The following is a 13,305-nucleotide window of genomic DNA, read 5'->3' as shown; positions in this document are numbered from 1 at the left end:
GCCCGGCTTGTACAAGGTCATGTACAGACGCCGGCGGGACCTCAAATCAGCCGCACTTCCAGGCGAGGCTAAGATTTTCGGGTTCGACTGCAATGATTCTGACCGCACTTGGCCTCATGAGTGGCACCTCGCTGGACGGGGTCGACGTGGCCTTGATCGAAACCGACGGGCGGCTGGTCAAGACGCTCGGCCCCTCCGGGTATCGGCCCTACAGTCCCGCCGAGCGCAGCCTGCTGCGGGAGGCGCTCGCCGATGCCGTGCAGATCGAGCAGCGCGAGGCGCGGCCGGGGCGGGTTCGCGACGCCGAGCAGGCCGTCACGGTGGCGCATGCCGAGGCGATCGCGGCGTTCCTCGCCCAGCACCGGCTGATGCCGGAGGATATCGACATCATCGGCTTCCACGGCCAGACCGTGCTGCATCGCCCTGAGCGCCGCCTGACGGTGCAGATCGGCGATGCCGGCGCGCTCGCCAAATCCGTCCATATCCCCGTGATGCACGATTTTCGTGCCGCCGACGTCGATTTCGGCGGGCAGGGCGCGCCCTTCGTGCCGGTCTATCACCGCGCGCTGGCGCAATCGCTGTCGCGGCAAGGGCCGATCGCCGTGGTGAACATCGGTGGCGTCTCCAACATCACCTATATCGACGGCGACGACGTCCTGATCGCCTGCGACACCGGGCCGGGCAATGCGCTGCTCGACGATTTCATGCACCGCACGACCGGGCAGGCGTTCGACCAGGACGGCCGCCTGGCGGAGCAGGGCGCGCCAAACGAGGCGTGGATCGCCGATGCGCTGGCGCTGCCGTTCTTCGCGCTGCCGCCGCCGAAATCGCTCGACCGCAATGATTTTGCCGCGCTGAAGCTGGACGCCGCGAGCCCGGCGGATGGCGCGGCCACGCTGACGGCGTTCACCGCGGCCGCCATTGCCCGGATCGTGCCTTTGCTGCCGAAGCCGCCAGCGAGCTGGATCGTCTGCGGCGGCGGAGCCCGCAACCACGCCATGATGCGGATGCTCAGGGAACGCGTGGCGCCGGCGAGCGTCGAATCGGCGGACGCGCTCGGCTGGTCGGCCGACGCCATAGAGGCCCAGGCGTTCGGCTTCCTGGCCGTGCGCGGCATGAAGGGGCTGCCGCTGAGCTATCCGGCCACGACGGGGGTGCCGTTTCCGATGACCGGCGGGGTGATCGCGAGGCCCTGATCCATGCAGATGCATCGTCCTTGACAGGTTCATGCAAGTGCATCTAGTTTGATGCATCTGCATCAAACTGCCGAGGATGTCATGTCGCCCTCCCTGAAGCTGATCAGCCACAGGCTTTGCCCCTACGTGCAGCGCGCCGTCATCGCGCTTACCGAGAAGGGCATCGCTTTCGAGCGGATCGATATCGATCTCGCTAACAAGCCCGACTGGTTCTTGAAGCTCTCGCCGCTCGGCAAGGTGCCGGTGCTGGTGGTGCCCACGCCGCAGGGCGAGGTGGCGCTGTTCGAGAGCAACGTGATCTGCGAGTACATCGAGGAGACGCAAGGTGGCGCGAAGCTGCATCCGCAGGACGCGCTGGCGCGCGCCCAGCATCGCGCCTGGATGGAGTTTGGCTCCGCGATCCTGGGCGATCTCTGGGGCCTGGAGACGACGCAGGACGCTCAGGTGTTCGCGGCCAAGCGCGAGGCGCTGACCGCGAAGTTCGCGCGCGTCGAGGACGCCTTGGGCGAGGGACCGTATTTCGCCGGCGCGCAGTTCAGCCTCGTCGACGCGGTCTTCGCGCCGGTCTTCCGCTATTTCGATGTGTTCGATGCCTATGGTGATCTCGGCATCTTCGCCGCCACGCCGAAGGTTAGCGCATGGCGCGCTCAACTCGCGCTGCGGCCGAGCGTGACGACGGCGGTCAGCGCCGACTATCCGCAGCTGCTCCGTGCCTTCCTCACGCGGCACGATGCTTATTTGTTGAAGCAGGCGGCGTGATGTCCCAGCCGCTCGCCTGGCTTGCGCTGATCATCGCTGGCGTGCTCGATGTCGGCTGGGCGATCTCGATGAAATATGCGGAAGGTTATACGCGGCCCGGCTGGAGCGTCGTGTCGCTGCTGCTGCTTGCCGCTTTCGTGTTCCTGCTCGGGCGCGCGCTGCAGGTACTGGAGGTCGGGATCGCCTACGCGGTCTGGACCGGCATCGGCGCCGCCGGCACGGTGCTCATGGGCGTGCTGCTGTTCGGCGAGGCGCTGAACCTGACAAAGCTTGTCGGCGTTGTGCTGGTGCTGGCCGGCATTGGAGCGTTGAAGCTCGCATCGACGTAAGAGCCGCGGGCAGCGATATTCGCGCCCGCGGATCAGGCCGGCGTCACCTCACATTGGCGAGGCGCATGTCCAGGTACGCCGTGATGGTCTCCATCAGCGGCTCGAGCTTGCCGTCGAAGAAGTGGTTGGCGCCGGGGATGATCTGCTGGTCGATCACGATGCCCTTCTGCGTCTTCAGCTTCTCGACCAGCGTGTTGACGTCCTTCGGCGGCACCACGGCATCTTTCTCGCCGTGCACGATCAGGCCCGAGGACGGGCAGGGCGCCAGGAACGAGAAGTCGTAGAGGTTGGCGGGCGGGGCGATCGAGATGAAGCCCTCGACCTCGGGGCGGCGCATCAGCAGCTGCATGCCGATCCAGGCGCCGAACGAGAAGCCGGCGACCCAGCAGGCGCGCGCCTCGGGGTTGATGGTCTGCGCCCAGTCGAGCGCGGAGGCCGCATCGGACAGCTCGCCGGTGCCGTGGTCGAACGATCCCTGGCTGCGGCCGACGCCGCGGAAATTGAAGCGCAGCACCGAGAAGCCGCGATGCGCGAAGGCGTAGTAGCACTGGTACACGATCTGATGGTTCATCGTGCCATGGAACTGCGGATGCGGATGCAGGATCATCGCGATCGGCGCGTTCTTCTGCTTCGCCGGATGGTAACGGCCTTCGAGGCGGCCGGCCGGACCGTTGAAGATAACTTCAGGCATCAGAGAATCCTTGGCAGAGCATCGACCGACTTCGTCCGTGCCTCATCTGGCGCCTCGCCGAAGACATCAGCTGGGGACATCAGCAGGAAAAGTGGTGATCGAGCGCCATCCGTGAGCTTGGACGGAAAAGCGCTGGCGTGACTGGAAGTTGGCCTTCTAGCATGGAGCGCGGGGCAAAAAGCAAGGATTTTCAACGCCTGGCAACGCCCACAGCACTGCACCGAGCAGGCCGCGGGTCCGACCCGGACACCGCGGCGGTTGCTTCGCATCTTCCTGCAGTCAATTGAAAACCTTGGAATTTTCCTCGTCGGCGGGAGCGCCCGCGCGTGGCGGTGTCGGCGTCTGCTCCAGGTGTGGAACGGCGCTGCGGAAGCGGCGGCTGCCCTGCACCTTGTGGCCGCTGTCGAATGTCAGGGTGAAATCGCCCGTCGGCAGCGATGACAGCGCGGTCACGCGGGCCATGTTGACCAGCCGGCTGCGATGAATGCGGACGAGATTGAAGCGGGCCAACTCGGTCTCGGTGGCCGAGAGCGTGCCGCGGATTAGATGCTGGCGGCCGTCGGCCATGGTGTATTCGACATAATTTCCGGCGGAGGCGACCCACAGGATGTCGGACGGCGCGATCCGGATCCGGCTCGTGCCGTCACGCAGCCATAGAGCGGCGGGGACAGGGGGGGCAGTCGCGCTGGAGGACACTTCTTGTTTGGCTGCGTGAAAGCCGTCCCAGAGCCACAGCGTGGTGCCGATGAGCAGCGCGGTCATGGTGTCCTTGCGAAACTCGTACAGGACGGTCGGCCAGGAGAGATCGAAATCATAGCTGCCGCCCTGTGACCACATCACGAGGTTGCGTAGCGCCACCATGCCCAGCATGTGCAGCGCCGAGAACGCAATCAGCGTCATCGCCGGGATCACGACGCGATGCAGGGCGCCGGATGATGATCGGATCGATCGGACCGTCGCGACCAGCAGCGGGGTGAGCAGAATGATGACCAGAATGCTGGTCATCTCCCACACCAGCGGCTTTGCGAGATCGTAGGTCGCACCGCGCCGGGCGGCGTCATGGGCCGACGAGAAGGCATTGATGATGCCGACCCCGGCCGCCAGCGCGGCGGTCGTCGCATAGAAGGTCCGGTCGTTCGGACGCAGGATCAGACCGGTCAGCTTGCTCATGGGACCGCACTCACCATCTCAATCTCGCGTGCGACGATACCACCGTGCCGCCCTGGCGGCAGCAGGGCAGATCACAATCGGCCGGCGTTGATGCGTGGTGGTCGATCGCGAACCGAGTTGATATGAGCGGGACATGGCCGACAGGGTCTTTTTCGACTGGAATGCGACGACGCCGCTGCGCCCCGAAGCGCGGGCGGCGATGCTTGCGGCCATGGATCTCGTCGGCAATCCGTCCTCGGTGCATGCCGAAGGCCGCAAGGCGCGCCGGCTGATGGAGGATGCCCGCGAGGTGATCGCGCGCGGGCTCGGCACCACCGCGCGACGCGTCGTGTTCACGGCGGGCGGAACCGAGGCCAATGTGCTGGCGCTCAGCCCGGGGCTGAAGGCGCCCGGCGGTGCGGTCGAACGTCTCTTGGTCTCGGCGGTCGAGCATGCCTCGGTGCTGGCGGGCGGGCGGTTCGCGGCCGGCGCCGTGCAGACCGTCCCGGTGGGAGCGTCGGGCGTGGTGGTTCTCGAACGTCTCGAAGCCTTGCTGGCGAGCGGTCCGCCGGCGCTGATCTCCGTGATGGCCGCCAACAACGAGACCGGCGTGCTTCAACCGATCTCAGAAGTCGCTGAGCTCGTGCGCCAGGCGGGCGGCCTGCTGCACGTCGACGCGATCCAGGCGTTTGGAAAAATCCCGCTTGATATCAAGCGGATGGGTGCTGACCTTGTGACCGTTTCTGCGCACAAGATCGGCGGCCCGAAAGGTGTCGGCGCCCTGGTGATCGGCACAGGCCTCGACGACCTCGTTCCGCTGCTGCGCGGCGGCGGGCAGGAGCGCGGCCGCCGGGCCGGAACCGAGAACCTGACCGGGATCGCCGGCTTCGGGGCCGCCGCCGGCGCGGCCATGGCGGCGCTGGAGGTGGATCTGCCTCGGGTCACGGCCCTCCGCGAGCGGCTGGAGGCGGGCTTGTGCCAGACGCGCGGCTTGACGGTGTTTTCGTCCGCGGCGGCCCGGCTGCCCAATACCACGCTGTTCACCGCGCCCGGGATGAAAGCCGAGACGGCGGTGATCGGCTTCGATCTCGCAGGTATTGCAGTATCTTCCGGCTCGGCCTGCTCCTCCGGCAAGGTCCAGCCGTCCCATGTCCTGGAAGCGATGGGCGTGGGTTCTGCGGCCGCCCAGGGAGCGGTGCGCCTCAGTCTGGGCTGGTCCACCACGGAGGCGGAGGTCGATCGGGTCGTCGAGGCTTGGCGAAAGCTGTCATTGACCCTACTTAAAGGTGGCAACGAAACCGTGCTTGAGCGATTCTAAGGGCGTGATTTCGTCCGCGAAACGTCGTAAGACGGTTCCAGAGATGTCCACCGCGGTCCTTGAAACCGCGAGCGGAGGATGGAATGCCAGCCGTACAAGAGACGGTCGACCGCGTCAGGCGGATCGACGTTGACCAATATCGCTATGGATTCGAGACAGTCATCGAATCCGAGAAGGCCCCCAAGGGCCTGTCCGAAGACACGATCCGCTTCATCTCGGGCAAGAAGAACGAGCCCGCCTGGATGCTCGAATGGCGCCTGGAGGCCTATCGCCGCTGGCTGACCATGCAGGAGCCGACCTGGGCGCGCGTCGACTACCCGAAGATCGACTTCCAGGATCTGTATTACTACTCCGCGCCGAAGCCGAAGAAGCAGCTCTCCTCGATCGACGAGATCGATCCGGAGATCCTGAAGACCTATGAAAAGCTCGGCATCCCCCTGCGCGAGGTCGCGATCCTCGAAGGCGTGGAGCCGAAGCCCGGCGCCGGCACTCCGGAGACGCGCAAGATCGCGGTCGACGCCGTGTTCGATTCGGTGTCGGTGGCGACGACGTTCAAGGAGGAGCTGAAGAAGGCCGGCGTGATCTTCATGCCGATCTCGGAAGCGATCCGCGAATATCCCGAGCTGGTGCAGAAATATCTCGGCAGCGTCGTGCCGACCTCGGACAATTTCTACGCCACCTTGAACTCGGCGGTGTTCTCCGACGGCTCGTTCGTCTACGTGCCGCCGGGCGTGCGCTGCCCGATGGAGCTGTCGACCTATTTCCGCATCAACGAGCGCAACACCGGCCAGTTCGAGCGCACGCTGATCATCGCCGACAAGGGCGCTTACGTCTCCTACTTGGAAGGCTGCACGGCGCCACAGCGCGACGAAAACCAGCTGCATGCGGCTGTCGTCGAGCTGGTCGCGATGGATGATGCCGAGATCAAGTACTCGACGGTGCAGAACTGGTATCCGGGCAATTCGGAGGGCAAGGGCGGCATCTACAATTTCGTTACCAAGCGTGGCGACTGCCGTGGCGCCAATTCCAAGATCTCCTGGACTCAGGTCGAGACCGGTTCGGCGATCACCTGGAAATATCCGAGCTGCATCCTGCGCGGCGACAATTCGCGCGGCGAGTTCTACTCGATCGCGATCTCGAACGGCTTCCAGCAGGTCGATAGCGGCACCAAGATGATCCACCTCGGCAAGAACACGTCGAGCCGCATCATCTCCAAGGGTATCGCGGCGGGCCGTTCGCAGAACACCTATCGCGGCCTGGTGACGGCGCATCGGAAAGCGACCGGCGCGCGCAACTTCACCGCCTGCGACTCCCTGCTGATCGGCGACAAATGCGGCGCGCACACCGTGCCGTATATCGAGGCGAAGAACTCCTCGGCGACCTTCGAGCATGAGGCGACGACGTCCAAGATCTCCGAGGACGTGCTGTTCTACTGCATCCAGCGCGGGCTTTCGCAGGAAGAGGCGGTCGGGCTCGTCGTCAACGGCTTCGTCAAGGACGTGCTGCAGCAGCTGCCGATGGAGTTCGCCGTCGAGGCGCAGAAGCTGATCTCGATCAGCCTCGAAGGTTCGGTCGGCTAACAGCCGCATCCCGAGAAGGCCGCTGAGCGGCCTTCTCCACGCATCAGCCTTGTGGACCCTGATCCTGTGAGATGCGCCTGCGGCGCTCCTCGGGACGAGGAACAGACAGAAGAGACAACAATGGCACTACTCGAAATCAAGAACCTGCAGGTCCGCGTCGAGGAGCGCGAGATTCTCCACGGGCTGACGCTTTCGATCGACGCCGGCAAGGTGCACGCGATCATGGGGCCGAACGGCTCCGGCAAGTCGACGCTCTCCCATGTCATCGCCGGCAAGCCGGGCTACGAGGTCACCGGCGGCGAGATCCTGTTCAAGGGCGAGGATCTCTTGGCCATGGATCCGGACGAGCGCGCCGCCAAGGGCGTGTTCCTGGCGTTCCAATATCCGGTCGAGATCCCCGGCGTCGCCACCATGACCTTCCTGCGCACCGCGCTCAACGCGCAGCGCAAGGCGCGGGGCGAGGAGGAGTATTCGACCCCGGACTTCCTGAAGAAGGTGCGCGAGATCTCCAAACAGCTCAGCATCCCGCAGGACATGCTGAAGCGCGGCGTCAATGTTGGCTTCTCCGGCGGCGAGAAGAAGCGCAACGAGGTGCTGCAGATGGCGCTGTTCCAGCCGTCGCTGTGCATCCTCGACGAGATGGATTCCGGCCTCGACATCGATGCGCTGCGCATTGCCGCAGATGGCGTCAACGCGCTGCGCTCGCCCGAGCGCTCGATGATCGTGATCACCCACTATCAGCGGCTGCTGAACTACATCGTGCCCGACGTCGTTCACGTGATGTCGAAGGGCCGCGTCGTGAAGAGCGGCGGCAAGGAGCTCGCGCTCGAGCTGGAGGCGTCCGGTTACGCCCAGTTCGAAGATGCGGCCTGAGCCCGTGAATGGATCTGTGATGAACGTAGCTCTGGTCAAGAACGACAGCGGTCCGGCGGCGAGCAGCCTGTTTGCTGCCGCCCAGGGCCGGCTGCCCGGCGCCGGCAAGGTGGCGGATGTCAGGCGCGAGGCTTTTGCCGCCTTCGAGCGCACAGGCCTGCCGCACCGGCGCATCGAGGAATGGAAGTACACGGACTTGCGCGCGCTTGTGCGCGAGGTGCTGCCCTTGGCCGGCGCGCCGGATGCGGCGGCGTTGGCGCGGGTGACGGCTGCGATCGCCTCTGTTGCGATCGAAGGGGCGGCGAAGCTGGTGCTGGTCGACGGCGTCGTTGCCGCCGAACTGTCGGATCTCTCCGCACTGCCGGCGGGCGTCAGCGTGCGGACGCTGCGTGCGGTGCTGGACGAGGCCTCGAACGAAGCCCGGGGCGACCTGTTGCTGACCAAGGCCAGCGATCCGATGCTGTCGCTGAACGCGGCGCTCGCGACCGACGGCGTCGTCGTGACGGTGGCCGATGGCACGCAGCTGTCCGCACCGCTGTACCTGATCCACGTCGCCACCGCGTCGAAGACCGCACGCTACAGCCGCTCGCATGTGAAGGTCGGGCAGGGCGCGCGCGCGACACTGGTCGAGACGTCGATCGCCGCTGATGGCGTTGCCACCTATCAGGCCAACGACGCCGCTGTCATCTGGGTCGGCGACGGCGCTCAGCTGTCGCATATCCGTCTGATGCGCGATGCCGCCGACGCGGTGAACGTATCGTCCGAGCTGTTCACGGTTGGCGCCAAGTCCAAGCTCAGCCTGTTCAACATGACCAGCGGCGGCGCGGTCAGCCGGCTGCAGGCGTTCTTCACGCTCGCGGGCGAGTCCAGCGAGCTGATCGTCAACGGCGTCAACCTGCTGCGCGACAAGCAGCACGGCGACATGACGCTGGTGGTCGACCACGCCGTGCCCGGCTGCACCAGCCGCGAGAACTTCCGCGCGGTGCTCGACGATCGTGCGCACTCCGTGTTCCAGGGCCGCATCATCGTCCGCCCCGACGCGCAGCAGACCGACGGCAAGATGATGACGCGGGCGCTGCTGCTATCCGACGAGGCGGAGGCCGACGCGAAGCCGGAGCTCGAGATCTTTGCCGACGACGTCTCCTGCGGTCACGGCGCGACCGCCGGCGCGCTCGACGACAGCCTGCTGTTCTACCTGCGCGCCCGCGGCCTGCCCGAGAAGCAGGCGCAGGCGTTGCTGATCCAGGCCTTCGTCGGCGAGGCGATCGAGGCGATCGAGGACGATGGCCTGCGCGAGCGCGTCATCGCCACGGCCCAGGACTGGCTGGAGGCCCGCGCATGAGCACGCATCCCGCCGTGTCCAATGGATCCTACGACGTCGCCCGCATCCGCGAGGATTTCCCGGCGTTGGCGCTGCAGGTCTATGGCAAGCCACTCGTCTATCTCGACAACGCCGCCTCGGCACAGAAGCCGCGCGCGGTGCTCGACCGCATGACGCAGGCCTACACCAGCGAATACGCCAACGTGCATCGCGGCCTGCACTATCTCGCCAACGCCGCCACGGAAGCCTATGAGGGCGGCCGCGAACGGGTGACGCGCTTCCTCAATGCCAGGCGCAGCGAGGAGATCATCTTCACCCGCAATGCGACCGAGGCGATCAACCTCGTTGCGGCGTCCTGGGGCGGCGCGAACATCGGCGAGGGCGACGAGATCGTGCTCTCGATCATGGAGCACCACTCCAACATTGTGCCCTGGCACTTCCTCAGGGAACGCCAGGGCGCCGTGATCAAGTGGGCCCCGGTCGACGACGACGGCAACTTTCTGATCGACGAGTTCGAGAAGCTGCTGACGCCGAAGACGAAGATCGTCGCGATCACGCAGATGTCGAACATGCTCGGAACCTTGGTTCCGGTGAAGGAAGTCGTTCGGCTGGCGCATGCGCGCGGCATCCCGGTGCTGATCGACGGCAGCCAGGCGGCGGTGCATCTCGCCATCGACGTCCAGGACATCGACTGCGACTTCTACGTCTTCACCGGCCACAAGCTGTACGGGCCGACCGGCATCGGCGTGCTCTACGGCAAATACGACATGCTTGCCGCGATGCGCCCCTTCAACGGCGGCGGCGAGATGATCCGCGAGGTCTCCCGCGATGTCGTCACCTATGGTGATCCGCCGCACCGGTTCGAGGCGGGCACGCCGATGATCGTCGAGGCGGTCGGCCTCGGCGCTGCGATCGACTACGTCAACTCGGTCGGCAAGGAGCGCATTGCCGCGCATGAGCACGACCTCGTGACCTATGCGCAAGAGCGGCTGCGCGAGATCAACTCGATCCGGCTGATCGGCACCGCCAAGGGCAAGGGCCCGGTGATCTCGTTCGAGATGAAGGGTGCGCATGCGCATGATGTCGCGACCGTGATCGACCGGCAGGGCGTCGCGGTGCGCGCGGGCACGCATTGCGTGATGCCGCTTTTGGAGAGATTCAACGTCACGGCGACCTGCCGGGCCTCGTTTGGCATGTACAATACGAGGGAAGAGATCGATCAGCTGGCACAGGCATTGATCAAGGCGCGGGATTTGTTTGCATGACCGACACGGCCGAAGTCAAAACTCAGAACGTCGAAACGCAGTCGGCGCTGCCGCCGGAGGAAACCGAACGGTTGTCCACCGAGATCGTCGCGGCGTTGAAGACGGTGTTCGATCCGGAGATCCCGGCCGACATCTACGAGCTCGGCCTGATCTACAAGGTCGACATCAAGGATGACCGCAGCGTCGACGTGGTGATGACGCTGACGACGCCCAACTGCCCGGCTGCCGGCGAACTGCCGACGATGGTCGAGAACGCCATCGCCAGCGTCCCAGGGGTCGGCGTGGTCAACGTCAACATCGTCTGGGAGCCGCAATGGACCCCGGACCGGATGAGCGACGAGGCACGCCTCGTCCTCAACATGTGGTGAGGCACGAAGTTTGAATGACGGGCGGCATTGATCGACCGCCGGGATTGACCAGATGACCGATATGACCAACACGCCAGTCGCCACCAAGCCGAAGCCGCGGCCCCGCCCGCAAGTAATGCGGCTGACTGAGGCGGCCGCCGCGCGCATCCGCGAACTCACCGGGCGCGCGGAGTCGGAGATCATCGGCCTGCGAGTCGGTGTCAAGAACGGCGGCTGTGCCGGCCAGTCCTACACGGTCGAATATGCCCACGACATCCGTCCGACGGACGAGGTCGTCGAGGACAAGGGCGTGAAGATCCTGGTCGACCCCAAGGCCGTGCTGTTCCTGCTCGGCACCGAGATGGACTACCAGACCGACAAGATGCAGGCCCAGTTCGTGTTCAACAACCCGAACCAGATCAGCGCCTGCGGCTGCGGCGAGTCGGTGCAGCTGAAGCCCGCCGAGGTCTGATCGTCTCCTTTCCGCCAGGACGCATCCGGGACATTGTTGTGTTCCGGACATTGACACGCGCCGCCGTCCCGACCGACAACGTCCGCCATAGGCGAGGTTGGCGGGAGGCATCGCGATGGACCGAGAATTTCTCGTGGATCTGTTCGCCGGATTCGGTCCGGTCACGATCCGGCGCATGTTCTCGGGCTTCGGCATCTCCGCCGACGGCATCAACTTCGCACTGGCCCTGCGCAGCGGGCTCTACCTGCGGGCCGACGAGACGAGCTTCGACAAGTTCGAGGCTGCGGGATCGAAGCCGTTTTCCTACGAAACCCGTGCCCGCAGCATGACCGTGCGCTCGTATTGGCAGGTGCCGGCGCATCTGTACGACGACACCGACGAATTTGCACTCTGGGCGAAAGAGGCATTCGCAGCTGCTCAGCGAGCCGCCCTTGCCAAGCAGACGAGGAAGAAGCGCGCCGTGCCGCGCAGCGAAGGGGCCGTGAAGGAGGCGGGGCTACAGTCGAACAGGACCAAGTCGAGCAAGGCCGAGTCGAGCAAGGCAAAGTCAGGCAAGGCAAAGTCGAGCGGCACCAAGAAAGCCGTGAGCAAAGCCAAGGCAGCCAAGACTCGCAAAGCCGCCAAAAGTCCTACCAAGACGTCTGCAACAGGGCGCAAGGCCGCATCAGGTCGGACAACGCGCTCAGCGTCCTCCCGGACGCGCTGATTTTCGGCGCTGTCAGGCGACCTGCGTGGCGGCTGCGCATTCCGGATCGTTCTCGCACACCACCCTGTTGCGGCCGTTGCGCTTGGCCGCGTAGAGGCAGGCGTCGGCGCGTTCGATCAGGGCGTCTGTATCGTCGCTGGCGCGCAGAACCGACACGCCGACCGAGATGGTGACGCGTCCAAGGATCTCTCCGGTCGACTTCTTCTTCAGCTCCTTCGCGGTCACGGCGCGGCGAATCTGGTCCGCCACCGTCAGCGCGTGCTGCAGCGACGTGTTCGGCAGCACGACGGCGAACTCCTCGCCACCATAGCGCGCGGCGATGTCCTGGCCCTTGATCGCGTGCTTCAAGGTCATCCCGACCAGGCGCAGCACCTGGTCTCCGGTGAGGTGCCCGTAGGAGTCGTTGAACGACTTGAAATGATCGATGTCGAACATCAGGAGCGACAGCGGCTGCCTGGTCACGAGCCCCGTCTGCACGGTCGTTTCGATCATTCGGTCGAAATACTTCCGGTTGCCGAGCCCGGTCAGCGGATCGGTCAGGCTTTCGGCGCGGATCACTTCGAGGCTGTGCTGCAGGCCGCTGATCTCGTCCTTGGACAGCGACAGCCGTTCCTCGAGAATCCGGTTGGTCTCGCGCATCTCCTTGGTGGAGTGCGCCAGCGCTTCGATGATGTCGACCAGTTGCTCGCGATTGGTCGCCGACGCCAGCATGCGATCGGCACCGGCGAGACTCGCGTCATAGCTCGCGGTCCGGCCCAGGGCATCGGTGATCATGCCCATGAGGTCGTCGATCTCGCCGACGACCCGTGCGCCGACCTTGTCGATGCGATCCGATGTCTTGAGATGCGCGAGGTAGGATTCGTAGAGCTGATCGAGGTCGGATTGCGTCAGCTTGCCGTTGCGCGACAGCGTCTCGTTGATGACGTCGTTCAGCGGCGCATTGTAGCCGGTCGCGTAGACGTACCAGATCTCGTAGTTGCGCGGAGTGGCCGAGTGGCGAAGCGTTTTGATCTGGCTGAGCGCGACCTCGGCGAAGCCCATCGTGCGTTCGTGTTCGTCAAGCGCGTTGACCACAACAGGTTCTCCCCAATCGCCCGCGTCGCCGTCACAGCAATGAAATAAACAATGCCGGTCAAGCTAAAGGACGTTCGTGAACCAGGGGTAAATACGGCCGTAGAGTTGCGGAGCGCCTGCGCGCCGGTCGGCGGTATTCCACAGCTCATATGCTTGATGAGCTACATATGTGGTGAAGCGACGCGGTGCTGTGGCACTCCCCAGGTCGCTGTTCCGGCATCGTTC

The 13,305-nt window shown here is 65.1% G+C and carries 14 protein-coding genes; 11 read left to right on the top strand and 3 right to left on the bottom strand.

From position 1 onward, the window contains the following. The first annotated feature begins 92 nt into the window (after positions 1–92). The 3 genes from ACQR1L_RS26725 (at position 93) to ACQR1L_RS26715 (ending at position 2,284) form a co-directional block, all read left to right on the top strand. On the top strand, positions 93–1,196 hold the full coding sequence (locus ACQR1L_RS26725; RefSeq protein WP_434860897.1) for an anhydro-N-acetylmuramic acid kinase: 1,104 nt from the start codon (positions 93–95) through the stop codon (positions 1,194–1,196). A gap of 81 nt (positions 1,197–1,277) precedes the next feature. Beyond that, positions 1,278–1,955, top strand: a complete 678-nt coding sequence (locus ACQR1L_RS26720; RefSeq protein ID WP_434860896.1) for a glutathione S-transferase family protein — start codon at positions 1,278–1,280, stop codon at positions 1,953–1,955. Beyond that, on the top strand, positions 1,955–2,284 hold the full coding sequence (locus tag ACQR1L_RS26715) for a DMT family transporter (protein WP_434860895.1): 330 nt from the start codon (positions 1,955–1,957) through the stop codon (positions 2,282–2,284). The genes ACQR1L_RS26720 and ACQR1L_RS26715 overlap by 1 nt, the downstream gene beginning before the upstream one ends. Before the next feature lie 43 nt (positions 2,285–2,327). Here the strand turns inward: ACQR1L_RS26715 and ACQR1L_RS26710 are convergent, their stop codons facing one another. Further along, positions 2,328–2,975: an alpha/beta hydrolase gene (locus tag ACQR1L_RS26710; RefSeq protein WP_012044037.1), complete on the bottom strand. Its 648-nt coding sequence runs from the start codon at positions 2,973–2,975 to the stop codon at positions 2,328–2,330. Between the two features lie 279 nt (positions 2,976–3,254). Further along, positions 3,255–4,145, bottom strand: a complete 891-nt coding sequence (locus ACQR1L_RS26705) for a LytTR family DNA-binding domain-containing protein (RefSeq protein ID WP_434860894.1) — start codon at positions 4,143–4,145, stop codon at positions 3,255–3,257. A 133-nt stretch (positions 4,146–4,278) separates the two neighbouring features. Between ACQR1L_RS26705 and ACQR1L_RS26700 the strand changes: the two genes are divergently transcribed. The 8 genes from ACQR1L_RS26700 to ACQR1L_RS26665 all read left to right on the top strand — a co-directional run bounded on the left by ACQR1L_RS26700 (position 4,279) and on the right by ACQR1L_RS26665 (position 12,006). Continuing rightward, positions 4,279–5,442: a cysteine desulfurase family protein gene (locus ACQR1L_RS26700; protein ID WP_434860893.1), complete on the top strand. Its 1,164-nt coding sequence runs from the start codon at positions 4,279–4,281 to the stop codon at positions 5,440–5,442. An 83-nt stretch (positions 5,443–5,525) separates the two neighbouring features. Beyond that, on the top strand, positions 5,526–7,022 hold the full coding sequence (sufB, locus tag ACQR1L_RS26695; protein ID WP_434860892.1) for a Fe-S cluster assembly protein SufB: 1,497 nt from the start codon (positions 5,526–5,528) through the stop codon (positions 7,020–7,022). A gap of 120 nt (positions 7,023–7,142) precedes the next feature. Further along, positions 7,143–7,895, top strand: a complete 753-nt coding sequence (sufC, locus tag ACQR1L_RS26690) for a Fe-S cluster assembly ATPase SufC (RefSeq protein ID WP_434860891.1) — start codon at positions 7,143–7,145, stop codon at positions 7,893–7,895. 19 nt (positions 7,896–7,914) lie between these two features. Further along, the gene (gene sufD, locus ACQR1L_RS26685; RefSeq protein WP_434860890.1) at positions 7,915–9,237 is read left to right on the top strand and encodes a Fe-S cluster assembly protein SufD; all 1,323 of its coding nucleotides are present in this window, start codon (positions 7,915–7,917) and stop codon (positions 9,235–9,237) included. Continuing rightward, positions 9,234–10,481 carry a cysteine desulfurase gene (locus tag ACQR1L_RS26680; RefSeq protein WP_434860889.1) on the top strand — a complete coding sequence of 416 codons (1,248 nt, stop codon included), beginning with the start codon at positions 9,234–9,236 and terminating at the stop codon, positions 10,479–10,481. Before sufD ends, ACQR1L_RS26680 begins: the two co-directional genes overlap by 4 nt. After that, positions 10,478–10,849 carry an SUF system Fe-S cluster assembly protein gene (locus ACQR1L_RS26675; protein WP_434860888.1) on the top strand — a complete coding sequence of 124 codons (372 nt, stop codon included), beginning with the start codon at positions 10,478–10,480 and terminating at the stop codon, positions 10,847–10,849. The genes ACQR1L_RS26680 and ACQR1L_RS26675 overlap by 4 nt, the downstream gene beginning before the upstream one ends. Positions 10,850–10,910: 61 nt before the next feature. Then, positions 10,911–11,300, top strand: coding sequence for a HesB/IscA family protein (locus ACQR1L_RS26670; protein WP_434860915.1), 390 nt, complete (start codon positions 10,911–10,913; stop codon positions 11,298–11,300). A 115-nt stretch (positions 11,301–11,415) separates the two neighbouring features. Beyond that, complete coding sequence (locus ACQR1L_RS26665; protein WP_434860914.1) at positions 11,416–12,006, top strand: TfoX/Sxy family protein; 591 nt, start codon at positions 11,416–11,418, stop codon at positions 12,004–12,006. Positions 12,007–12,018: 12 nt separating this feature from the next. Here ACQR1L_RS26665 and ACQR1L_RS26660 read toward each other — a convergent pair whose 3' ends face one another. Then, entirely contained in the window at positions 12,019–13,080 is a 1,062-nt protein-coding gene (locus ACQR1L_RS26660; protein ID WP_434860887.1) for a GGDEF domain-containing protein, read from the bottom strand. Between the last annotated feature and the right edge of the window lie 225 nt (positions 13,081–13,305).

This window comes from Bradyrhizobium sp. HKCCYLR20261 (assembly GCF_051168435.1).
Classification (GTDB): Bacteria; Pseudomonadota; Alphaproteobacteria; order Rhizobiales; family Xanthobacteraceae; genus Bradyrhizobium.
The sequence above is the reverse complement of the archived record's forward strand: the minus strand, read 5'-3'. Positions and strand labels throughout refer to the sequence as shown.

What these genes read in the sequence shown, in the direction of transcription:
- ACQR1L_RS26725 (WP_434860897.1), top strand. Translation starts at nt 93, where the DNA reads ATGATTCTGACCGCACTTGGCCTCATGAGTGGCACCTCGCTGGACGGG.
- ACQR1L_RS26720 (WP_434860896.1), top strand. Translation starts at nt 1,278, where the DNA reads ATGTCGCCCTCCCTGAAGCTGATCAGCCACAGGCTTTGCCCCTACGTG.
- ACQR1L_RS26715 (WP_434860895.1), top strand. Translation starts at nt 1,955, where the DNA reads ATGTCCCAGCCGCTCGCCTGGCTTGCGCTGATCATCGCTGGCGTGCTC.
- ACQR1L_RS26710 (WP_012044037.1), bottom strand. Translation starts at nt 2,975, where the DNA reads ATGCCTGAAGTTATCTTCAACGGTCCGGCCGGCCGCCTCGAAGGCCGT.
- ACQR1L_RS26705 (WP_434860894.1), bottom strand. Translation starts at nt 4,145, where the DNA reads ATGAGCAAGCTGACCGGTCTGATCCTGCGTCCGAACGACCGGACCTTC.
- ACQR1L_RS26700 (WP_434860893.1), top strand. Translation starts at nt 4,279, where the DNA reads ATGGCCGACAGGGTCTTTTTCGACTGGAATGCGACGACGCCGCTGCGC.
- sufB (WP_434860892.1), top strand. Translation starts at nt 5,526, where the DNA reads ATGCCAGCCGTACAAGAGACGGTCGACCGCGTCAGGCGGATCGACGTT.
- sufC (WP_434860891.1), top strand. Translation starts at nt 7,143, where the DNA reads ATGGCACTACTCGAAATCAAGAACCTGCAGGTCCGCGTCGAGGAGCGC.
- sufD (WP_434860890.1), top strand. Translation starts at nt 7,915, where the DNA reads ATGAACGTAGCTCTGGTCAAGAACGACAGCGGTCCGGCGGCGAGCAGC.
- ACQR1L_RS26680 (WP_434860889.1), top strand. Translation starts at nt 9,234, where the DNA reads ATGAGCACGCATCCCGCCGTGTCCAATGGATCCTACGACGTCGCCCGC.
- ACQR1L_RS26675 (WP_434860888.1), top strand. Translation starts at nt 10,478, where the DNA reads ATGACCGACACGGCCGAAGTCAAAACTCAGAACGTCGAAACGCAGTCG.
- ACQR1L_RS26670 (WP_434860915.1), top strand. Translation starts at nt 10,911, where the DNA reads ATGACCAACACGCCAGTCGCCACCAAGCCGAAGCCGCGGCCCCGCCCG.
- ACQR1L_RS26665 (WP_434860914.1), top strand. Translation starts at nt 11,416, where the DNA reads ATGGACCGAGAATTTCTCGTGGATCTGTTCGCCGGATTCGGTCCGGTC.